This is a genomic window from Butyrivibrio sp. DSM 10294 (genome assembly GCF_028539135.1).
GTDB lineage: Bacteria > Bacillota > Clostridia > Lachnospirales > Lachnospiraceae > Butyrivibrio.
Map to the genome: position 1 here is coordinate 1 of NZ_JANSWL010000068.1, position 21957 is coordinate 21957.

At 42.0% G+C, this 21957-nt stretch carries 19 protein-coding genes, 1 tRNA gene and 1 rRNA gene; 14 read left to right on the top strand and 7 right to left on the bottom strand.

The window, feature by feature from the left end; all coding sequences use genetic code 11:
- The 8 genes from NXH67_RS07075 to NXH67_RS07110 form a co-directional block, all read left to right on the top strand.
- Window positions 1-106: ribosomal RNA gene (locus tag NXH67_RS07075) — 23S ribosomal RNA — on the top strand; the annotation flags it as partial.
- Between the two features lie 165 nt (window positions 107-271).
- Window positions 272-345, top strand: a tRNA-Asp gene (locus NXH67_RS07080).
- A gap of 171 nt (window positions 346-516) precedes the next feature.
- Window positions 517-804 carry a hypothetical protein gene (locus tag NXH67_RS07085; protein WP_022779868.1) on the top strand — a complete coding sequence of 96 codons (288 nt, stop codon included), beginning with the start codon at window positions 517-519 and terminating at the stop codon, window positions 802-804.
- Window positions 801-1211, top strand: coding sequence for an SMI1/KNR4 family protein (locus NXH67_RS07090; RefSeq protein WP_272796891.1), 411 nt, complete (start codon window positions 801-803; stop codon window positions 1209-1211). Before NXH67_RS07085 ends, NXH67_RS07090 begins: the two co-directional genes overlap by 4 nt.
- Before the next feature lie 97 nt (window positions 1212-1308).
- Window positions 1309-1935: a TetR/AcrR family transcriptional regulator gene (locus NXH67_RS07095; protein WP_022779870.1), complete on the top strand. Its 627-nt coding sequence runs from the start codon at window positions 1309-1311 to the stop codon at window positions 1933-1935.
- A gap of 32 nt (window positions 1936-1967) precedes the next feature.
- Entirely contained in the window at window positions 1968-2816 is an 849-nt protein-coding gene (locus tag NXH67_RS07100; protein WP_026668865.1) for an ABC transporter ATP-binding protein, read from the top strand.
- A gap of 13 nt (window positions 2817-2829) precedes the next feature.
- Entirely contained in the window at window positions 2830-3510 is a 681-nt protein-coding gene (locus tag NXH67_RS07105; RefSeq protein ID WP_272796892.1) for a fluoroquinolone export ABC transporter permease subunit, read from the top strand.
- Between the two features lie 4 nt (window positions 3511-3514).
- Window positions 3515-4228, top strand: a complete 714-nt coding sequence (locus tag NXH67_RS07110) for a hypothetical protein (protein ID WP_272796893.1) — start codon at window positions 3515-3517, stop codon at window positions 4226-4228.
- Between the two features lie 233 nt (window positions 4229-4461).
- Here the strand turns inward: NXH67_RS07110 and NXH67_RS07115 are convergent, their stop codons facing one another.
- The gene (locus NXH67_RS07115; protein WP_022779874.1) at window positions 4462-4680 is read right to left on the bottom strand and encodes a hypothetical protein; all 219 of its coding nucleotides are present in this window, start codon (window positions 4678-4680) and stop codon (window positions 4462-4464) included.
- A 267-nt stretch (window positions 4681-4947) separates the two neighbouring features.
- On the opposite strand from NXH67_RS07115, the gene NXH67_RS07120 reads away from it, so the two are divergent.
- The 6 genes from NXH67_RS07120 to NXH67_RS07145 all read left to right on the top strand — a co-directional run bounded on the left by NXH67_RS07120 (window position 4948) and on the right by NXH67_RS07145 (window position 14593).
- Entirely contained in the window at window positions 4948-6714 is a 1767-nt protein-coding gene (locus NXH67_RS07120; RefSeq protein WP_272796894.1) for an ABC transporter substrate-binding protein, read from the top strand.
- Window positions 6711-8576 carry a sensor histidine kinase gene (locus NXH67_RS07125; protein WP_272796895.1) on the top strand — a complete coding sequence of 622 codons (1866 nt, stop codon included), beginning with the start codon at window positions 6711-6713 and terminating at the stop codon, window positions 8574-8576. Before NXH67_RS07120 ends, NXH67_RS07125 begins: the two co-directional genes overlap by 4 nt.
- Before the next feature lie 132 nt (window positions 8577-8708).
- The gene (locus NXH67_RS07130; RefSeq protein ID WP_272796896.1) at window positions 8709-10145 is read left to right on the top strand and encodes an ABC transporter permease subunit; all 1437 of its coding nucleotides are present in this window, start codon (window positions 8709-8711) and stop codon (window positions 10143-10145) included.
- A 12-nt stretch (window positions 10146-10157) separates the two neighbouring features.
- Window positions 10158-11084, top strand: a complete 927-nt coding sequence (locus tag NXH67_RS07135) for a carbohydrate ABC transporter permease (RefSeq protein WP_272796897.1) — start codon at window positions 10158-10160, stop codon at window positions 11082-11084.
- Between the two features lie 47 nt (window positions 11085-11131).
- Window positions 11132-12943, top strand: coding sequence for an ABC transporter substrate-binding protein (locus NXH67_RS07140; RefSeq protein ID WP_022779879.1), 1812 nt, complete (start codon window positions 11132-11134; stop codon window positions 12941-12943).
- A gap of 117 nt (window positions 12944-13060) precedes the next feature.
- Window positions 13061-14593 (top strand): response regulator transcription factor, encoded by a 1533-nt coding sequence (locus NXH67_RS07145; RefSeq protein WP_272796898.1) that lies wholly within the window; start codon window positions 13061-13063, stop codon window positions 14591-14593.
- 323 nt (window positions 14594-14916) lie between these two features.
- On the opposite strand, the gene NXH67_RS07150 is transcribed toward NXH67_RS07145, so the two are convergent.
- The 6 genes from NXH67_RS07150 to NXH67_RS07170 all read right to left on the bottom strand — a co-directional run bounded on the left by NXH67_RS07150 (window position 14917) and on the right by NXH67_RS07170 (window position 21934).
- Window positions 14917-16005 (bottom strand): tyrosine-type recombinase/integrase, encoded by a 1089-nt coding sequence (locus NXH67_RS07150; RefSeq protein WP_272796899.1) that lies wholly within the window; start codon window positions 16003-16005, stop codon window positions 14917-14919.
- 246 nt (window positions 16006-16251) lie between these two features.
- A complete protein-coding gene (locus NXH67_RS07155; RefSeq protein WP_272796900.1) occupies window positions 16252-17943 on the bottom strand; it encodes an MATE family efflux transporter in 1692 nt (563 codons plus the stop codon).
- Between the two features lie 11 nt (window positions 17944-17954).
- Window positions 17955-20273 (bottom strand): AMP-binding protein, encoded by a 2319-nt coding sequence (locus NXH67_RS07160; RefSeq protein WP_272796901.1) that lies wholly within the window; start codon window positions 20271-20273, stop codon window positions 17955-17957.
- A 63-nt stretch (window positions 20274-20336) separates the two neighbouring features.
- Window positions 20337-20561, bottom strand: coding sequence for a GH25 family lysozyme (locus tag NXH67_RS18445; protein WP_442870182.1), 225 nt, complete (start codon window positions 20559-20561; stop codon window positions 20337-20339).
- Complete coding sequence (locus tag NXH67_RS07165) at window positions 20558-20980, bottom strand: GH25 family lysozyme (protein ID WP_272796902.1); 423 nt, start codon at window positions 20978-20980, stop codon at window positions 20558-20560. Before NXH67_RS07165 ends, NXH67_RS18445 begins: the two co-directional genes overlap by 4 nt.
- An 18-nt stretch (window positions 20981-20998) precedes the next feature.
- Window positions 20999-21934: a phosphatase PAP2 family protein gene (locus NXH67_RS07170; protein ID WP_272796903.1), complete on the bottom strand. Its 936-nt coding sequence runs from the start codon at window positions 21932-21934 to the stop codon at window positions 20999-21001.
- Between the last annotated feature and the right edge of the window lie 23 nt (window positions 21935-21957).

The following is a 21957-nucleotide window of genomic DNA, read 5'->3' on the forward strand; positions in this document are numbered from 1 at the left end:
CGCAAGCAGTAAGACCCCTTAGAGAGTATGAGGTTAGATAGGCACAAGGTGTAAGCACGGTAACGTGTTCAGCTGATGTGTACTAATAGGTCGAGGGCTTATCCAACGAATAGTTGGTATAGGAACAAAGGGAAATGGATTAAGATATTCAGTGTTCGTGCTGTGTTGCTTAATGAAGTATTTTTGAATTTAGCGACACACATACCGAAATTATAGACGAAGTATTTTTGAGTCATAATTTCGGTAGTTTGAAGGTTTCATTCAATATAATGGCCCGGTGGCTCAGCTGGTTAGAGCGCCGCCCTGTCACGGCGGAGGTCAGGGGTTCGAACCCCCTTCGGGTCGTCAATATATATCAAAAAATCCGATCTCATGTGAGGTCGGTTTTTTGTTTGCGGAAAATATTTACTATTTGAACGCTTCCTTAGAAATTTCTTCAAATTAGATGTTGGCAATTGCCAAGAGCTGTGTATGCGGCTATAATTGGGAGATAATCGTTCAAGGAGGATGAAAAAAATGGCTAATATTTCAGAAGAGAAGTGCATAGATGCACTTAAGGAAATCTTGGTCAGGTGTTTTGGGGATGAGAACAAGGTAGTTGTAGGAGATTATGCCGAGTGCGCAACCTGCCTGGAGAAGCAGGATGAGGGCTGGGAACTCTATCACGGAGAGAGGCTCAATCATTACAATTCACAGTTTTTTGGGGATATCAAGGACGCATGCCTTGCTGCAATAGACAAGGCCGGTTATCCCGAGGATATGCAGGAAGCAAAGAATGAATTTCTGAGAGTCTGCGAATTATGATTAGACAGATTGTTGAAGAACTTGACGGTAAGGGCAGGATGGAATATCTGGAGCCTGCTTCTGACGAGCAGATAGAAGAATTTGAAACTCGAAATGGTCTGGTTCTTCCGGCTGCTTTCAAAGAATGGCTGAGACTAAGCGACGGCGGAGAATTATTTTTGCCTGCAGGACTTCAGATATATGGAGTAGCCCATAAACCACTTATAGAAGTCGGACTAGGCGACAGACCGGATGACAGCTATGTGGTAATAGGTGCTCTGGCATCAGGAGATCCGGTTTTATGCCAAAAAGGAAGTGAACAGATCTCAATATATAACCTGGAAGGCGGGTGTATTGAGGAAGATGAGATCTACCCGGATTTCGGTGCTTTTCTTTCAGATCTGCAGGAATTATTAGGAATCTGGTGATTAATAAAGTCAATGCGTGAGATTAATGCATTGACTTTATTTTTTTGTGGTGCTATTATGACTAAAAATATGAATTTAGTCAAAAAGAGGAAATGCGATGCCAAAAACATATTCGGAAAGTGAAAGAGAACAGATAATCCTTCGGCTTAAAAAGGCTGCCAACGAGCTTATGATGCAAAAAGGCGTGAAAAAAGCCACTGTAGATGAACTGGTTCAGCTGGCAGGTATCCCCAAGGGAACGTTTTATCTGTTTTATCCCTGTAAGGAAGTACTGTTTTTTGATGCCGCTCAGGATTTTCATGTTCAGGTGGATGAGTATATTTCCGGCGGTCTTATGAGAATAATCAGGGAACATCATATAGACCCCTCTCAGGACGGTGCATTCGCTGAAGTTGTGGATGAGATAGCAGATGTTATTCTTGGGGCCATGGAGATTACTACAAGTTCCTGCCTCAAGGTTCTTCTTGAACCGGAGGCTATGAACCTGGTTTTGTCCAAGCTTCCCGATGATCTTCTTGAAAGGCACAGAGAGCAGGACAAGCACATGGGAGCCGGAATTCTTGAACAGCTGGCTGCCAGAAAGGGGTTAAATGTTGAGGCGGTTGTAGGTTCTTTTTCCATGATACTGTTTGGTTCCATGTACAAGCATGTTATTGGCGAAGAGAATATGAGAGAAAGTATGCGGATGCTAATTAAAGGTCTGGTAATACAGATTTTGGCATAAGGAGGAGGCAAATGACCATGACAGATCAGAAAGTGATAGATGTACAGAACGTTAATTTCAGCTACAGTAAGACTCCTTTTCTCAAAGATATTTCATTTTCTGTGAATAAGGGAGAGATATTCGGATTCCTGGGGCCTTCGGGAGCAGGAAAGAGCACCCTGCAGAAGGTACTTACGGGAATCTGCACTAACTATGAAGGCAGCGCCACTATTCTTGGCGTCGAGAGTAAGGATCACAGCAAAGATTTCTATGAAAAGATTGGTGTGGATTTCGAGTTCCCGAGCCTGTTTGAGAAGCTGACGGCAAGAGAAAATCTCAAATATTTTGCATCTCTGTATAGCGGAGAGAAGAGAGATATTGATGAACTGCTTAGAGAAGTAGGGCTATATGAGCATGCTGACAAGAAGGTATCAGCTTTTTCCAAGGGTATGAAGTCCAGGCTCAATTTCATTAAATCTCTGGTCCATGACCCGGAGGTGCTGTTTCTCGACGAGCCCACAAGCGGCCTGGACCCAAATAATTCCAAGATCATGAAGGATCTTATCAGAAAAGAGAAGGAGAAGGGGAAAACAATAATCCTGACCACTCATAACATGCAGGATGCCACTGAACTCTGCGACAGAGTCGTGTTTATCGTGAACGGGCAAATGAAAGCGCTGGATACACCTCACAATTTTATTATGAGCCGCGGGGCGGTAAGGGTTACCTATACATATCTGGAAAACGGCGTTGAGCGGACAGTCAGCACGATTCTTTCAAATATCAGCTGTGATGAAATACTAAGGAAACTGATAGAAGAGAACCGCATAACATCAATTCACAGCGCGGAGCCTACACTTAACGATATTTTCATTGAGATAACAGGAACACATCTGGACTGACGGAGATAAGAATATGAGACAAGCAAATGTAATTAAGGGCGACATTTTTTTCCAATGGAAATACGGATTTTATCTGCTGTATATCCTGTGCATATTGGTGTATATGATCATTTTCTCTTTTTTCGAGGGGAATCTTAAGAATATTATCGTGGCCTGTTGTGTGTATTCCGATCCGGCGGCTATGGGTATGTTCTTTATGGGAGCGCTGATCCTTCTGGAAAAAAGTCAGCATGTTACCAGCTCCATAGTGATCTCCCCGGTAACGCCTACGCAGTACATAGTCGGCAAAGTTCTTTCGTTTGCGCCGATATCTGAAATAGTGGGACTTATCCTGATTATCTTTGGGCACACCGCAAATGTTCTTCTGTTTATGGTGGGTATTCTGCTTGGATCGGCAATTTTCAGTCTCTGCGGAATAATCGTGGGAACAATGGTCAGCAATCTGAATCAGTATATTCTGGGAACAGTACCGTTTGAACTGGTGGGCTTTGCGCCGGTCATTGCATACAGGGCAGGCGTGTTCTGGGATAATCCGCTTATGCTGATCCATCCGGGATGTGCTGCTATGCAACTGTTAGAAGGTAATGCGAACATGGCATTTTTATCAATTATCAGTCTTGTGATCTGGACTTATGTGATATACAGAATAGCTGATAAGTGTGTTAAAAAAATGTATCAACAGGTAGGAGAATAAGATTATGACCGCTACATACAAAATGTTCAGATATATGGTAAAACAGATAGCCGGGGATCTGATGCTGGCGATGCTGGTTATTATGCCATTCATAGTCGGTGGACTCTTTAAATATGGGATTCCGATCCTGGAAGAAAAGATTCTGGCCGGATTTGGCTACGGAGAAGTGTTAAGGCCTTATTATGACCTGTTTAGCTGGCTGCTGGCCATGTTGACGGGAATGATGTTTGCCTTTATAGGTGGATTGGTAGTTCTGGGAGAGATTGATGAGGGCATAGCTAAATACATCATAGTAACGCCTCCCGGTGAAAGAGGTTATCTTAACTCAAGAATAGTATTGCCGGCAGTTATCTCAGGAATAATGACAGCATTTTTAGTTATGGTATTTGCGATTAACAGGCTTGATTTAATAACAACGGTTGTTATGGTATTATCCACGGCTTTTTGCGGCATTATCACGGCTTTTCTGGTGGTGTCTATATCTTCAAACAAGGTTGAGGGCATGGCAGTGGGTAAATTATCAGGCCTCTTTGGAATAACTTTTTTCGCACCGTTCTTTATTAAAGGGGCAGTAAGGTATATTTTTGTGATATTTCCCATGTATCATGTGGGAAGATGGACCCAAACCGGGAACATGTTGTACCTGATTCCCGCAGGAGGATTGTTTATGATCTGGAGTATCGTTTTGTATAAGATGTTCAGGAAAAAGTTTGGATAAGATAGTTGAAGATGTAGAAGCTCTCTCTTGTTTGCTTTTTTTATGTTGGTAGGGTAGAAGTTTATTATTCGAGAAGTGGTATAGAGGAAAAGGCTATTGATTTATTTTTGTATAATATTATCCTTCGCATAACTATTATATTCCAAAAAAAATCAATTAATTAAATAGCAGATATGCTTCCTGATTGTCTTTTGACCATGATACATATCTGCTTGTTTTTTTATCATATTTAATTATTTAACTTTAACAGGAATGAGCTTAAGATCGCCTGTGCCAAAGAACAAGGAATTTCTTATCATACCTATTCTGTATAGATTTAATATATAGAACATTGTACACATAACAGTAATAATTCCGAAGGTACTGATAAGTTCCTCAACTGTTGGCGCATAGCCATGTTTTCTTGTGTAATTACCGACATATTCCGCAATTTCTGCTTCAAGTCTACTCATATTTACAACCTTTCTTGATTCATTTGTGCTGTATTTAGTTGTTTCATTTAGTTTAAAGTGAAAATGTGTCCATTCTGGGGCAGATATATTAAGAAATTATAAAATGGATTATGAAATAAAGCTTTTTGTACCTGGTACCGGGGTTTAAATATTGATTTGAAAAGACCTTTGTCCCGGTGATAAAGGTCTTTTTTATTGCCCGCGGTTATAGACTTTACAGACTCAAACAGATACAATTGCTTTAATGGGAAGTTGGGGGGATACGGTATGAAAGTATGTGAAATCAGCAAAAGGAAAATTTCTGTGTTTTTATCGTTAATAATGGTAGTCTGCACTTTATGTAGTTGCAGACTGCCTTTTTTTGAAGATGATCGCACGCCGGGAGAAAAAAAGTATCCGGAGTTTATCACAATAGATGTTTTTGACGTTCAGTCCAATACCCGGGGAATCCAGCGGGGATGGTTTGCCAAGATCGTCCGTGACAAGTTCAATATGCAGCTTAACATTATAGCTCCCAATCAGGAGGGCCATGGAAATGCCATTTTTGAGAGCATGAGAGCATCAGGGAATATCGGCGATCTTATTTTTATCGGTGCAGAGGATGGAAATCTTCGGGACCTGGTACGAGAAGGCCTTATTCTTGATATGACAGATTATATTAAGGACTGTGATAATCTTTTGAAATATGAGGACCAGATAAGGCTTACCTCTGCTAATGCAGACGCAGAGGGCTTATTTGCCATTCCCAGTGAGATATCCTCCAATACAGAGGTTGGAGAAGCGGATTTCAGCGAGCCCACCAACGCACCCTCCATCAGATGGGATTTGTACAGGGAACTGGGCTATCCGCAGGTTAATACTCTGGAGGAGCTTTTGCCTGTACTGTCAAAGATGCAGCAAAATGCAGTAAAAAGCGACAGTGGAAAAAACGTCTATGCTTTCAGCCTTTTTTCTGACTGGGACGGAGATATAATGCAAAATGCAGGAGCCATTGCTTCGCTGTATGGATATGATATTCTTGGATTTGTTCTGATGGATCCTGAAACCGGCGAAATGGAAAGCGTTGCAGATGAGAACTCTGCTTATTTCAGAGCGCTGGATTTCTTTTTCGAGGCTAATCGCCTGGGGCTTGTGGACCCCGATTCACCTTATCAGAATTATGATACTGTTGCCTCCAAATACAGAGACGGTGCGGTTCTTTACTCTTTTTGGCCCTGGATGGGGCAGTCACTCTACAATTCAGAGACAAGACTTCGTGAAGGAAAAGGATTTGCGTCCCTGAAAATTGAAGATGCCAGTTACGTTACCTGGGGAAATGATCCCGGGGGCAAGCAGAGTTTTTCCATGATGATCGGTAAAAACACCAAGGATCCCCAGAGAATGGTGGATTTTGCCAACTGGCTTTTTTCCAGGGAAGGTATCGAGTGCAGCGGCTCACCTACAGGAGATTTCAGAGGGCCGGAGGGGTTAACCTGGGAAATGACGGATGATGGGCCCAGATTCACTGAATTTGGAATAAAAGCCTTTATTGATATGGAGGAGAATCTTGAGGTTCCTGAAGAATACGGCGGAGGACTCTGGAGTCAGGGGGTATCTGCCCTTAATTTCAAGCCTGTTGACGTTCAGGACAGCGATGAGAATGGCGTTCCTTACCGGTATCAGCTCTGGGATGACTATACCAGCCGCAGTAAGACTGTGATCTACAGCGATTGGAGCAGACTTTACGGCACGGAGAAGGAGCCAATAGCCTATTTTAGGGAAAACGACATGCTTACGATAATCCCGGGAGTTGAATGGGGAGGATTTGCATATCCTGAGTATCTTCAGACCATTGAAGATCAGTGCCGCCAGACCATTGTCGATCACTCCTGGAAAATGGTATTTGCTTCCACCAGGGCTGATTATGATTTTCTTAAAAAGGACATGCTCAGTACCTTGGATAAGCTTGGGTTCGACCAGGTATTGGAATATAATCTGAAGGCTGCAAAAGAAAAGCAGCAGCTGTTTGACGCTGCATTTAAGGGGGATACATGATGCACAGGGGACGCGTGGGCGGTCAGATGTACCGCGTTTTGATCCTGGCCCTGATAATTCCCATGTTTATTATAGGTGTCGTGTCAGTATCTATCCTTATGAGACAGATGAAGGACAGATATGAGGAACAGTTAAGGGCTGAAAATATCAGGATCAAATCAATAGTATTTGATATAACTTCAATTGTTTATACCAGCCTGGAGCCTATCATATCCTCTCAGGAATACAGGGACATGTTTGCTTCAGACAGCTATCAGGTTGTCACCAAGGGCAGGTATGATGCTCTGGATGCGGCGGTTTCTTCGATAATCCGGACCACAGCCGCAATTTCTTCAATAAATATTTATACCAACAATCCCCAAATACCTACAGGCAGCCATGTGGTCAATGTGGGTATAAGCGGCGCTGAAAGATTCGGAGATAATGCGGATAAAGCGGCCGGCAGCGGAGTTACCGATGATCCCTTCAGCAGGTTTGAGTGGTACAACGATATAGATGATTCAGCCTGGGATTCCTACACCTGTACCCATATTCCGCTGAATGAGTATGAGAATGACTATGAGCTTGCTCTTGTGAGGCGCTTTAATACAGGTTCTTCGGATAACAGGGCTTATATCGTAGTGACGGTGAGCACCAATTATTTAAGAAACAGGCTTCTTACGACGGATAATTATATACTCATCAGTTTGGACAAACATCCTGTGTTTTTTTCATCAAATTACAATGAGCGCGAGATCGAGATGCCGGAGATTGAGGGCAATGGCGTAGATGAGTATAACTTCATGGGCGATATGATGCTTGATGGCAAGCTGGCTCTTACCTGCATTTCCAGCTTTGTGCCCTATAAGATCACTTCAAGATTCTTTGTCCTTACCGGAGATTACACGGCCCATGAGGCCATTAAAGAGATAATGCGAGGCTTTATTCTTGTATTACTTCTGGTAGTAATTGTCCCTTTATTCATAGTCATTCTTTACTCAAGGTATTTCACATCCAGAGTTAATACCCTGAGAGAGGCCATGCACAGAGCCAGTACCGGCAATTATGACATCATTGAGAATATAAGCGGTGATGATGAACTGGCGGATACCTTTAAGGATCTAAAGGCTACCACCCAGCAGATAAGAGAGCAGGAAGCGAGATTTTACGAAACAAAGATCCATGAGCAGCAGCTCATCAATATGCAGCAGAACATGGAATTTAAGATGCTTTCAGGGCAGATCAATCCTCATTTTTTGTACAATACTCTTGAGGCAATCAGGATGCAGGCCATAAGAGGCGGTGACAGGGATGTGGCCACCAGTGTCAAGTATCTTGCCAAAATAATGCATTATGTGCTTGAGAGCACCGGAAAGTCCAACGCAACCCTGGCGGAGGAGCTTACTCATGTGGAAAGTTATCTTCAGATACAGCGGCTCCGGTTCGGGGACCGGATCAACTGGAATTTCTATATTGCAGAGGATTTTGACACATCAAAATATTATCTGTTGCCACTTCTTTTGCAGCCTATAGTGGAAAATGCCGTGAGCCATGGCCTTAAGGATATGGATCAGAACGGACACATTAGCATTATTGTTGAGCCCGAAGGGGAGAAGCTTCTCATTACAGTTAATGATGACGGAAAGGGCATGAGCCCTCAGCAGGTTGAAGAATTGAACCATTCCATCAATGAGAAGAGGCGGGAAGATGACGAAAAAGGAGTAGAGAGTATCGGACTTTATAACATCAACCAGAGGATAAGATATCTTTACGGAAGTGACTATGGTCTTACTATAAGATCAAATCAGGGTAAGGGCACTAGCGTTGAGCTCAGGCTTCCCATAAATACCCAGGCCCGGACCAATGTACAAAATGTACAGTAAAAAAAGTAGGATTAACAGGGTATTTAATTGACAGAGAGTTATATAAAATTGCACGTGTAAGCGATATTAATTATCAGCTTGCAGGTGCAATTTTTATTTGGGGTCTGCGTTTATAGTTGGGGGAGGGGAAACGTGTCTAAAGAAAAACTGGCTGGATATGTCTATTACCCATATCGGGCAATCTCAGTACTGCTTCTGGTAGTTCTCTTTTTTCCTGCGCTTAATGTTGCCAGAATTAGCGGACTCATCAACAGAAGCATTTCTCTTCTTACAACAGGATTTTCCTACGGGAATTTAATCTCCAATTTCGGCAGGGCAATTAAAAAAGGCTGGGTTATGGAATCCACCTTGAAACTTTTGAATATCTCCAGCATGATAATCTGCCTTGGAATTATAGCCTGCGCTGTTGGGGCCTGTTTATCTCTGGGAAACAGAAAATGTAAGTTCTTCGGAAACATACTCAATATAGTCGGAGCCATTGTTTCTGCTGGTTCCATGGCAGGAATATGGTCTGCACATACACAGATTGCAGCAACCACTAAACCCTCCAAGATTGAACCCATGTTTTCCGGATTTTTCTACGTAATGCTGGGAATGCTGTTGCTGATGATCCTCATAGCTGCCTGTGAGCTGTATCTGGTGGGAAAACCCGCCAAGACCGAGAAGTTTGAGATGGAAACAAGATTCAGATTGTTTCTTATGTTCCTTCCCTTTATCCTTCTGGCTTTTGTCTTCAGTTATTTACCTCTCTGGGGATGGAGATATGCTTTTTTCGACTACAAAGCCGGAGATACCTTGTCAATGGATAACTTTGTAGGTTTTAAGTGGTTCCAGCAGCTGATCCGAAACAGATCCACCACAAGGGACATCCTCAGCGTAATGAAAAATACCCTGGCCATGAGTGGACTGGGAATAGCCACCAGCTGGGTTCCCATGGCATTTGCGATTTTTCTTTCTGAGATTAAGAATGACAAATTCAGAAGAATTGTACAGACTTTTACCACCATTCCCAATTTCATCAGCTGGGTTCTGGTATTTGCCATTGCTTTCTGTATTTTCTCCACAGACGGTTTTATCAGTTCTCTTATGATGAATCTTGGTGTCTGGACCGAAGGAAAAAACTTCCTGATGGACGGAAGCCATATCTGGATAAAGATGCTTCTTTGGGGAATGTGGAAGGGCCTGGGCTGGAGCGCCATCATCTATATCGCGGGAATTGCCGGTATAGACCAGCAGCTGTATGAAGCGGCAATAGTGGATGGTGCGGGGCGCTTCCAGAAAATGTGGCATGTAACAGTGCCGGGACTTATGCCTACTTTCTATGTGCTTCTTCTCATGGCTGTGGCAGGAATCCTTTCTAACGGAATGGATCAGTACCTGGTATTTGAAAATTCCTCCAATACAACACAGATCATGGTTCTGGATCTGTATGTTTATAAGATGGGTATCGTTAAAGGTGCAATTCCTTTATCCACCGTTGTGGGAATGCTTAAATCCGTCATCAGTGTGACTCTTTTGTATGGGGCAAATACCATATCAAAAGTGATAAGAGGTGAGACCATAGTTTAATGGGGGAACGAAATGAGTAAGAAGAGCCGGAAAAAAATAAAGCTGAAATTCGGTGACGTTGTTTTTAACATCATCAATTACTCCGCATTTGCTGCTTTTACCCTTATATGCATTTTTCCCTTTTACTATCTGTTCATCAATACCATCAGTGACAATGAACTGGTGAGAAAGGGACTTATCAACTTTGTGCCAAGGGGCATACATTTTGAAAACTACATTCGCCTTTTGCAGGTAAATGACCTGTTTGGTTCCTTTGCGGTGACCCTGGCAAGAACCATATTCGGAACAATTCTCATGGTGCTGGCATCAGCCTTTGTGGGATATCTGGTTACCCAACAGGAAATGTGGGGAAGAAGCTTCTGGTACAGGTTCCTTGTAATAACCATGTACTTCAACGCCGGCATAATTCCCTGGTACCTGAATATGGCTATGCTGGGACTTACCAATACCTTTTGGGCATACATAATTCCGGGAATAGTTGCACCCTATAATATCATTCTGGTTAAGACCTATATAGAATCTGCAATTCCGGGTGAACTTGAGGAAAGCGCTGCTTTGGACGGGGCGTCTCATATGAAGATTTTCATGAGCATCATACTTCCTTTGTCCAAGCCTATCCTGGCCACTATTACCATATTCGGTGCTGTGGGCCACTGGAATTCCTTCCAGGATTCACTGATTCTCATGCAGTCGGCGCCAAAGCTCTATACACTTCAGCACAGGCTGTATATATACCTCAATACCACCAGTAATCTGGCCGCTCTTATGAGCGCCGGAAGTACATCAGGAATCAGCAAGAGCGTTATGGACTCTGCGCTGAACGGAAAAGTAATAAAGTACACCATAGCAATGGTTACAATAATTCCTATTCTTTTAGTTTATCCTTTCATGCAGCGGTATTTTGAAAAGGGAATCATGATCGGGGCAGTAAAAGGGTGAAAGAGAACCCTTAAAGATAGTTTTGAAACCAAAAAAGGAGGAAAGCTATGAAAATGAAAAAGTTACTGGCTCTTATTATGACCGGAGCAATGACGCTGTCTCTGGCAGCCTGCGGATCCGCACCTGCTCCCACAGGGGCATCGGAAGGTTCGGAAGGTGAAACAGAAACCACGCAGGGTTCAGGAAGCTCTGAGACCACAACTATTGAAGATGAGAAATCTGCTACCGCAAGCGGAATTGAAGGCGATCTTTCAGACATAATTCCGGATCAGACCGTTACCCTTGACGTTTACGATCAGCTGGCAAACTATTCCGGAGAGCAGACAGGCTGGTTTGGAAAAATAATGCTTGATAAGTTCAATGTTAAGCTCAATATCATCCCTGAAAACGATGGTGTATATGATACCCGTATGGAATCCGGCAATCTCGGAGACTTGGTAATCTGGGGAAATGACGGTGATGATTATCAGCATGCCATCGACAAGGGAATGCTTTTTGACTGGGAAGAGGATGACCTTCTTAACGAGTATGGACCTTACATCGCTGAGAATATGAAGGCTGCTCTTGAAAAGAACAGAGGAATCTCTTCAGACGGAAAGCTCTATGGTTACGGCTTTGACGTAACCCGTTCAGCAGAAGATCCCGGCTCATTCATGTATACCTGGGATTTAAGATATGATCTCTATGAGCAAATCGGGTCCCCTGAGATCAAGGATTTTGACGGACTGGTTGCAGCTCTTGAGAAAATGAAAGAGATCTGTCCTACAGATGACAACGGAAATCCTACTTATGGCGTTTCTCTTTTCAATGACTGGGACGGTGACATGGTAATGTACGTTAAGTCAACCGCAACAGCTTACTACGGATTTGATGAGTTCGGACTGGGATTATATGATCCCGATACACAGTCCTTCCATCCTGTACTTGAGGAGAACGGTCCTTACCTTACAGCTCTTAAGTTCTATAACACACTTTATCAGAAGGGCCTTCTTGATCCCGACTCACAGACACAGGGCTTTAACGGAATGCAGGAGGATTACCAGAACGGTACAGCATTCCTCAACGTATTTAACTTTATGGGCTCCGCACTTTACAATTCACCTGACCATCTTGCAGCAGGAAAGGGTATGTTTCCTGTAAAGCCTGCAGATGCAACACCTATCAGATATGGTCTTAACGTTTACGGTGGAAACAGAATCTGGTCTATAGGCGCCAATACTGAATATCCCGAGCTTTGCATGGCTATCATCAACTGGCTTACAACACCTGAGGGAAGAATGATCTCTGAATACGGTCCTAAGGATGTTTGCTGGTACTATGATGAAAATGGAAAGACCTGCTTTACAGATATAGGCCGCGCCTGCAAGACAGATATTTCAACAGAAATGGGCAATGGCTATGAAGGAACCTATGATGATGGCTCCTTCAAGATGAATAATTCAACCTGGTCACTGGATGCTCCTAACCCTGACAGTAACGGTGAAACCTTCAACTACCGTAACTGGGCAAGCTATTCCACAGAAGCCGGTTCTGACATCGAGCAGGATTGGAGAGACTGGGCAGGAGCTGATACACCGGATGAGTATCTGGACAAGTTTAAATATGTTCTCGCTCCCGGAACCATGTACACCGGCGGCGTTCGCTCAGATGAGCTCCAGGTAGTCTGGGATCAGGTTTCAACCTGTGTAAAGGACAACTCCTGGAAAGCAATCTATGCATCAAGTGACGAGGAGTTTGACGCAATTGTAGCTGATATGAAGCAGCAGGCAGAAGAGTATGGCTATGCGGAATGTATCGCATTCCAGGAAAATGAGGCCAAGCTCAGAGCAGCTGCAGAAGATGATGCAAGATCCAAATGATTCCCATTTTCCTTACATACAATGGAAAGGCTACGGCGCTGTATGCCGTAGCTTTTTCATGTATAATCCTTATGATAGAATGAAAGAAGCTGATAGACCAGGGGAGTATCGCAGAATATGGAAACAGTGCTTATTGTTGATGACGAAGAGAATATTAGAGAAGGCATAAAGCTCATCATAGACTGGGAGGAGCTTGGCTTTGAGATAATCGGGGATGCTTCTAACGGGGAAGACGCTCTTTCCGCAGCAGAAAGGCTTGATCCTACTTTGATAGTTATTGATATGCAGATGCCCAAGGTTCATGGCATTGATGTTATCAAACAGCTTCGTGGCAGGGGATATAAGGGCTATTTTATCATTCTTTCGGGCTATTCTGATTTTGAGTACGCCAGGGAAGCCATCAGAAATAACGTCACTAATTACATTACCAAACCCATTGATGAGGATGATCTTTTAAAAACAGTCAAAACTATTAAGGCAGATATAGAAAAATCCAAAAAAGAAGGCACACGGCTCGGGGAAATTAAGAATAAAGCCAAGAGTGTGATTGTAAGGGATCTGCTGTCGGGCATACCCGTGATGGAAGAGAACCTGACTTCCATGAATTTGCTGTATCCCAGATACCAGGTTATTATCCATGAGACCTACAACGTGGGAAAAGAGGACATCAGATACCGATTATCAGACCTGATATCAGCTTTTTTGGATGAAAAATGCTATGAACTTTCCACAGTAGAGAGAAATGAGTGCATTCTGCTTAAGGGAAGGACTGCTATATCAAAGTTTGAAGATTTTATAATGCATTATCAAAAATCCCCCATAGAATCTGACAGCCCTCTGGACAATATATTTATCGCCATAGGTAATGAATGTGACCTTCCTTCAGAGATTGCCGGTTCCTATGACAGGGCAAAATGGCTCGCCAAGAGAAGATTTTTCTGCGATGAAGGAGAGCATTTTATAAGGGAAGATAAGGCTGATTTTCAGAGTGTTTCAGATGTCAGGGACAATAATGCCCAAAAGGATCTTTGGGAAAAGGTATTGAATGCCGTTGCCTTCGGAAACAGGAATATGATGGTAAATGCTCTGGATGAAATCTACGAGTATGTGAAAAAACATGAGAAAGAAAGCACGGATGCCTGCCTTTTTATGACTGAGATCATGCTTTCCCTAAAGGAAAAAATGACCAGGCAGTATCCGGTTTTATCAGAGGTTTTTGATACCAGCGCCGGAATTATTGAGTTTATTGAGAGCAGGTTCTATCTGTACGAGATAATCCAGTATATTTCCGACACTTTGGACATCGCAATGAACAGGATTTATTGCAGACAGGACGGAGAAAACGTCATCGAGGACATTATCTCATATATTGACAGATTCTATGCGCAGCCCCTGACTTTGGAAGAACTTGCATTGCAATTTGGCTACAATTCAGGCTATTTGGGACGACTTTTTACCAAGACCACAGGCTGTGGATTTACTTATTATCTTAATGAATGCAGGATCAAAAAGGCCAAGGAACTTCTGTCAGAAGGCAAATACAAGGTATACGAGGTGTCACAGCTGGTGGGCTACAGCGATGTGGACTATTTTGGCCGTAAATTCAGAAAACATGCGGGACTTACGCCTGCAGAATTCAAGAAATTGTGAGAAATTGTGAGAAATCGTTAGATTCGTTAGATACTATTCGTTAAACCTGTGTTTAGCGAATAGTAAAAATGTTGTGCTACACTCAGCCAAGTATTAAGTCAATTAAGTGCTGTCCATTTACATAACTTTTGCCAACTCCTTTACAAGAAGTTGGCCAATAGAGTAGAAAAGCACTCTCAGATGACATTTTTTATCTGAAGAGTGCTTATTTTTTTCATCTATATTGCCAACGATGGGAGAATTATCATTGTTTTTGCCAATGATGAGCGTATTTTATTCATGGATTTTGCCAACCATAGGCGTTTTTACAGCACTTTTGCCAATCATAGTCGATTTTTTTCATCCGGATCTGGAGCATAAACATCAACCTGGGAAGCTTGCCTTTTATGTTCTTCCTCAATTGCCGCATAATGTTTGACTGTGGTATTAACATCATTGTGACCAAGGACATCAGCTACCATATATATATCGCTTGTTTTGTTATAAAGCGCTGTGCCATAGGTCCTGCGGAGCTTATGAGGCGTGAGCTTTTGGGAAAGGCCGGTGTTCTTGCCATATTTCTCAATCATATGCTGGATGCTTCTTATAGACATACGTCTATGTTTTAGAGATATGAAAAGAGCCTGGTCTTCAGCGCCTTCTAATAGAGTGGTACGCTCGTTTTTTATATAATCCTTCAAGGTGTTCCTTATTACTTCATTTATATAAAGATGATCCTCATAACCACCTTTTCTTACAATCGTAATGGAATTCTCATTAAAATTGACATCTGCAAGATCTAGTCCGGCACACTCTGACACACGGATTCCGGTATTTAAAAGAAGAGTTACGATAGCCAAGTCTCTCTTTGCGGTGATCTCAGACATTACTCTTGAGTGATAGCTGGCAGAATTAACATTTTCTACAGAATCAATAAGCTTCTGTACCTGTTCTGAATCGAGCCTCCGAATATCTTTTTTCTCCGGATCTTTCTTTTTTACAACGGCTTTAATCGTTGGATCTGCATTAAGATAGTCGTATTTAACCAAATATTTGAAGTAATTCCTAACAGCAGCCATTTTTCTGGCAATTGCACGCTCATTAGCTGGCTTTATATTGCCTGTTTTGTCCGGTTTATGGCCTGAAGCAACATAATTTTGAAATTCATTGATATCCTGAGGTCTAAGATTTTCAATTACTTCAAAAGGAATGTTTCGCAGTTCAAGATTTCTACAGATAGGATTCTTTTCTTTCAAATATTTATAGAAAAACAGAATATCCTGAACATAGTTAAATGCAGTACTTGGCTGATATCTGAGAAGGCATTCATCTACAAATCCATGCACATGCTGAGGCAATAATGCCTTTATATTTTCTGTATCCTGTCTGCGTTTTTGCTTTAAGGAATTGTAATATGCCGAATTTTCGCCCATTTTGCGCCTCCTATAGATATCATAACACAAAAGAGGAATTTTGTGCAATGATATTTGGATATAAAGCAAGGCGGAACAGAATATAAATTCTTCTGCTCCGCCCGTGTTGTCGGTTTAAGCTAAATCTGTAAAATGTTTAAAGATAGCTGTGTAAAAAGTCAAAAGTTCGGCTTTTTACACTTTTTTATTTAAAAAATTAAAGCAGGAAATTGTAAAAAGCCGAACTTTTTAAGATAAATCTGTAAATTATATTTTCAGCCAAGTTGTATTCATTCCCATGATGTACTCATAATTAATCTCAGACGTGATCTTATTCAGAATAAGGATATTCGCCCGTTCCTCTTCATTAACTACATTCATGGGGTTAAAAGGTTCACCAAGGCTCCTGAATAGTATTCGGCTCTCATTATCATAAATCTGTATCATCACATCAATATAATCAAGGTCTTTAGTGTGGTTGACGCTGTATATGTACATCTCTTCGACTAGAAGCGCTGTTTTTTCAATAATTGTATGCTTTTGAACCTTATCTTTATAAAAATCTGCTATCTCCTTCGCTGGCAACATCGGGTTTGTTTTATTAACGGATAATGTCATATACATCTTCTCGTAGTCCGCAGCAACTTTGTCAACAGGTCTTTTGCCACATGTAAAAAGATATATGGCAACCAGTATGCAACAGACGCAGGATGTTAAGGGAAATGCCAGCCATACTCCATCGAGGCCAATCTGCCTCCCGAGAACCGTACCCAGAATAATTACACCAACAGAGCCCTCTGCCAAAGTGAGCGACATAGCATGATATGGTCGGCCGGTGGTATTAAGATAATCTCTTGCAATAATTGCCATTCCTTTAAACAACACGATAAATGAATATATCCTCAGGGCATGTATAGCCACTGCTCTTCCATCCTTAATACTATATAAGCTCACGAATGATCCAGGGAAAGCCAGGATCAGTATTAAAAGAATCACTCCCCACAGCTCTAATATGACAATAGATTTTCTCATTACATATCGCACCGACGCTTCATCTTCCGTGCTGTTAAGCATACTCACAAAATTTCGTACGTTTTCAGACACACCGTTAACTAAAACTGCATATATAGCCAAGAGCTGAAGACAGACAGAAAAAACCTTCATGGCTTCAGTACCACCCATCTGCGTTACAAGACGATTAAAGTACCAATAGTATACAAGTAGTCCCAGCTGTGATAACCCTGGTGGCAGTCCTCTGATGAAGATGTCTTTTATCGATGATGCATCTAACCCTTTAATTCGCGGAAATGTAAAATGATTTTTTTTCAGTATTATTAAAAGAGCTATGAGTGCCACCACATAGCCGCTTATTGTAGCCCACTGCGCTCCTGAAATGCCCATTTTAAAGATTTTTATATAGACCACATCCAGTAACACATTAACCAGATTTGCTGTCAGAACTATCTTGGAAGTAAGGCCGGGATAGCCCATTGAAGGCAAAAAAGATGCAAAGGTCATAACTATTATGGTTATAGGAATAAGTATCAGTGTCGGAATCAGATATAATCTGAAATCATCCATCAGTTCAATGCTGCATCCCAGAGCTGTGCCAAGCTTTCTGAAAAAAATGATTCCCAAAACAGATGCTGTAAGGCTGATTGCTATTGAAAGAATCATAGCTGCGCTATAAATACCGGCTGCCTTCTCACGTTCCATCCTGCCCATAAGTGTGGCATATAAAACTGCTCCTCCACATCCTACAAGCTTTACAGTAAATGATGTAAACTGGACAATCGGTCCGGCATAGTTTTCTATGGCGACAGCATTGGAATCAATAAGATTTGCGACAATTATAGTATCAACAAATTGTTGAATAGCCCCGCCAATTCCTACCAGAAGTGCTGGAAAGAGGTATTTTATGTAGTTTTTTATTATGACTTTATCTGTACGCGCAAACATTTTTCCTCATGTTATACCATATTACTCCAGCCAAGTATTTCTTCGTTCAGGTTCTCAATATGATACTGATCGTAAAACTCTAAGGTCCTTTGCCTTGCCTCAATCAGCATACCTTCGGTAAATACTCCTGGAATTCGAACAGATGCCAGACATATTTGCGCAGCATGAACTCCCCTAACTATCGATTTTATTCTGGAAAGAGCCGCTGTATCAGCCTTGGAATAATATTTTTCAAGAAATATGTCAAACAAAGTCTCTGCTTCAGTCTGAGTCATGTTGTTCCTTGTCTTATACTCCTCCTCAGAACTAAATGATGGAAGAAATACATAATGTGAGAACATGGCAAGAAGGTCAAAAACAGGATGGCCTTTCCCAGAAAAAGAAAGGTCGATAAACCGCAGCTCTTTATCTGTCATTATTGCATTTCCCGTATGACAATCGCAGTGCGCAAATGTTTCTGCAACAGGGATAATTTCAAAGATTGCGCGAATTTTCTTTGCTTCGCTCTCCGAACAGTAATCCTTGCTAAGCTTTCCGGAATAGTACATCGACAAATCCCTGACATCGGGTAAAACAGGATCAGTTATCCGAATCTTGTGTATTGCTTTTACCGATTCAGCAAATTCGGAAATCAGATCAATCCTTTTTTCCGGATTCTCACAGATCATCTGCTCAAGACAGATTCCCGACTCTTTATCCAGCAAAAATCCATATCTGTCATCGGAGCGGATAATTCCATAAGCATCCGCTACAGGAAGGCCGGACATGTACGCTGCATGAGTCTGAGTAAATTCCCTATAAACAAACTCAAATGTGACAAACGGTCTGAAGAGTTTTAATACTTTGTCTTTCCCCATATCAAATACTTCAGCAATCCTGCCCGCACTTATAATCGACATTACAGGATCGGAACGATCACTGAACTGATTCCAGTTCCCTTCCAGTGGTAGAAGTTTTAACTTGTCAACCTTACCTGTTGAGAGCATCGGAAATTCTTTAAGCCTAATATAATTTGTCGGAATCATATACTCAGGAAGAAGTTTAAGCAGCTTCTGCCTCATCGCAACCGGATTGACCATGACGTCATCGGTATAAAAAACTGTAATAGCTGAAATGTCTTTATATACAAAGCCTCTCACTATTATGTGCCCAAGATTACTTACTCTCGACACAGCACCAGCCACTTCATCCGGCTCAATACGATATCCGCCTATCTTGAACATCTCATCTATGCGTCCGCAAATGGTCAGAACTCCATCAGAATCCTTTTTACCAGCATCTTTTGTACGAAACACATAGTCTCTGGATGGTCCATTTCTATCAGGCGCATCGGTCAGATATCCCCTGACGTATCGATTTTTGAAGCATACTTCACCAATTGTTCCGCTTGGTACTTCTTTCCCTTCCTCATCCGCAACAAACACTTCAACCTCAGAATAAGACTTTCCTACTGGTGCAGGTGTCATAGGCTTCGTTAATTCATAAACTGAAAGAAGACACCCTGATTCCGTAGACGCATATGTGTTGTAGCATTTTGTTCCCGGAACAAAAAGCCCGTCAGCTGGTTCCGAGGAAAGAATACACATGTGCCATTGCTCCCGGAATGGCATATGTTTTCTTAAAATAGAGGGCGTCAAATACCCACAGGTTACACCTGCTCTTTGCAGATACTCGTAAAAAACATCATCGCTCTTCGCATACTCATATGGCATCACAGCCAGTGCACAGCCGTGTGCACATGAATAAGCATAGCAAATAGGCATCGCCACAAAGTTCATTGGGCTCATCACCAGAAATGTGTCTGTATCATACATGATTGCTTTGCCATCAATCATGACAGCCTGCCATGCGTTATCCAGAGAACCATATTCGTGTAGTACTCCTTTGGGATGGCCTGTTGTTCCGGATGTGTAAGCGATATAGCAAAGGCTATGACGATTCACTGGCTCATAGCCTTCAAGCGGTGAGAATTTCTGAATTTCCTTCATGCATTCTTCATCCACCAACAATCTGCAATTGGAATTTGCCCGTATATATTCCGTCCGCTGTGGATCATTGCCAGATTCAGTAAGAACAAATGCAGCTCCTGCACGCATTGTTCCAACCATGCAGGCATAAAGCATAAAACCTCGAGGCAGATTATAAAGGACAATATCTTCGGCACCTATTCCTTTTCCCTTAAGCCATGCATATATTTTCCCGGAAAATTCCCATAATTCCAAAAATGAAAATCGCTCCTCCGGATGAAATATTACCGCTGTTTTCTCCGGAGTTTCTTTGACATATTCCTCAAGCTTTTCCAAAGCAGTTAAAAAGTGCCTGTTCTTCATGCCGATAACCAACCTTCCTGACAACATTAAACTCCAAATTATTACAACATAACTAGACATATTTCATCTAGGAATCAATCTAATATCCATATCTACTCTACTAGGAACACCACTTATATTTCCTTCATTCGAGTATTGCCAATATTCAAAATGATAAGGTGTCTGTGGTAACAGTTCATAGTCAGCATACCAAATAGGATATTCAGCTAGTTCCGTTAAATCGAATTCAAATGCTTCCCACAGCATATTACTATATATCATGGGCTGATACCCGGCATCCTTAATCATGCTGCAAAATAGTTTTGTATTTCGCGTAAACTGATCCCCATCACATCATCCGTTCTAGCTACCGCATCCAATATACTTTCAGGATCATATACAACCGGCAATTCTATCTCATGATCTTTAATGATTCTCAAAATGAATTCTGCTTCTTCCTTTGCCTCTTCTTCTGATATCGCTTGTGAAAAGATGTAAACTCCTACATCAAGTCCGGCTGAATGTGCACCCGTTATATACTCTTCAAAACACTTATCCCTGTTTAGTTTTCCTTCTTTTCCATAGCCTCTATATGCAGCTCTTATGATAACAAAATCAACTCCACTTTCCTTAACTTTTTGCCAGTTAATTGCCCCATTGTGATAAGAAACATCTATTCCTATCTTATAATCATAATGATCATCATTTTCATATACGTTCTCCGCCAACACCGTCATTTGTAATTACTAATTTGTATTCTTTGTTATCACAACAGGCCAGATGGCAACAACGAAAAACCACATGATACTTCGCCCAATAAAATTCCCCCAGTGACCGCCTAAAGCCATCACTATCGTTGCTGGGGCAAAGAACTCCTTCCAGGCAAAAGCGATCAGGAAGCCAATAAATCCCAGAATGGGAAGATTTTTTGATCCTGAGGGAATTTCATAATGGATATAATGACGTTCGATGAAGCTTCCCGCCAGAAATCCGATAAACGCGCCACAGGCCTTAAAAGTGTCATTCATCATCTTATTAGGATCAACAAGGAGAACACCGTTCACATAATCCATAGGATAAGGCTTTACTGTGATATAGATAAGCGTAGCTATAACCACCAGTACGCCAATAATCGACAGAATATCCAGTTTTCTGTCATCACCATCTATTTTCCTCTGCCCGTAACCAACTACAAGGAGCATAATCAAAGTCACTGAAAAGCCAACTACCACATCCTGAGGGGTATGAACACCCAAAAAGTTTCGTGAAAAACCTGTAAGGGCAATCAGCACTCCGCATAGAACAGCAAGCCATCTCCGTCTTTTATGCTGCCAAGCTACAGTTGTTCCATAAACAGCCGTTGCCTCCGTCGTATGTCCGCTCGGGAAAGAATATCCTGTAGCAGCAACCTTCGAATCCCCTGCCGGTTCAATCAGATCCGAGCGAATCCAGGGCCTATAGGCACATACCGTCAGCTTTATAATTCCGTTAAGCAAATCACCAATACCAAGAGTCAAAATGAATCGATAGCCCCATTTCCTGTCCACACACCAGAAAATGACAAACGGCAAAAAAGGCATAAGATCCACTGCAACCTTTGAAAGCGCATTAAAAAATTCATCAAACATTCCGCCTGTCGCATTTCTAAGTTCTTGAAGCCATAACAAATACTGAATATCCATCGTTTCCCTCTCCAAATATCAGA

Bases quoted from the DNA above. Each gene is read 5' to 3' on its own strand.
- NXH67_RS07135 (WP_272796897.1), top strand. From the start codon at position 10,158: ATGAGTAAGAAGAGCCGGAAAAAAATAAAGCTGAAATTCGGTGACGTT.
- NXH67_RS07085 (WP_022779868.1), top strand. From the start codon at position 517: ATGGCTAATATTTCAGAAGAGAAGTGCATAGATGCACTTAAGGAAATC.
- NXH67_RS07115 (WP_022779874.1), bottom strand. From the start codon at position 4,680: ATGAGTAGACTTGAAGCAGAAATTGCGGAATATGTCGGTAATTACACA.
- NXH67_RS07170 (WP_272796903.1), bottom strand. From the start codon at position 21,934: ATGGATATTCAGTATTTGTTATGGCTTCAAGAACTTAGAAATGCGACA.
- NXH67_RS18445 (WP_442870182.1), bottom strand. From the start codon at position 20,561: ATGATTAAGGATGCCGGGTATCAGCCCATGATATATAGTAATATGCTG.
- NXH67_RS07120 (WP_272796894.1), top strand. From the start codon at position 4,948: ATGAAAGTATGTGAAATCAGCAAAAGGAAAATTTCTGTGTTTTTATCG.
- NXH67_RS07090 (WP_272796891.1), top strand. From the start codon at position 801: ATGATTAGACAGATTGTTGAAGAACTTGACGGTAAGGGCAGGATGGAA.
- NXH67_RS07095 (WP_022779870.1), top strand. From the start codon at position 1,309: ATGCCAAAAACATATTCGGAAAGTGAAAGAGAACAGATAATCCTTCGG.
- NXH67_RS07155 (WP_272796900.1), bottom strand. From the start codon at position 17,943: ATGTTTGCGCGTACAGATAAAGTCATAATAAAAAACTACATAAAATAC.
- NXH67_RS07110 (WP_272796893.1), top strand. From the start codon at position 3,515: ATGACCGCTACATACAAAATGTTCAGATATATGGTAAAACAGATAGCC.
- NXH67_RS07140 (WP_022779879.1), top strand. From the start codon at position 11,132: ATGAAAATGAAAAAGTTACTGGCTCTTATTATGACCGGAGCAATGACG.
- NXH67_RS07150 (WP_272796899.1), bottom strand. From the start codon at position 16,005: ATGGGCGAAAATTCGGCATATTACAATTCCTTAAAGCAAAAACGCAGA.
- NXH67_RS07125 (WP_272796895.1), top strand. From the start codon at position 6,711: ATGATGCACAGGGGACGCGTGGGCGGTCAGATGTACCGCGTTTTGATC.
- NXH67_RS07105 (WP_272796892.1), top strand. From the start codon at position 2,830: ATGAGACAAGCAAATGTAATTAAGGGCGACATTTTTTTCCAATGGAAA.
- NXH67_RS07160 (WP_272796901.1), bottom strand. From the start codon at position 20,273: ATGAAGAACAGGCACTTTTTAACTGCTTTGGAAAAGCTTGAGGAATAT.
- NXH67_RS07145 (WP_272796898.1), top strand. From the start codon at position 13,061: ATGGAAACAGTGCTTATTGTTGATGACGAAGAGAATATTAGAGAAGGC.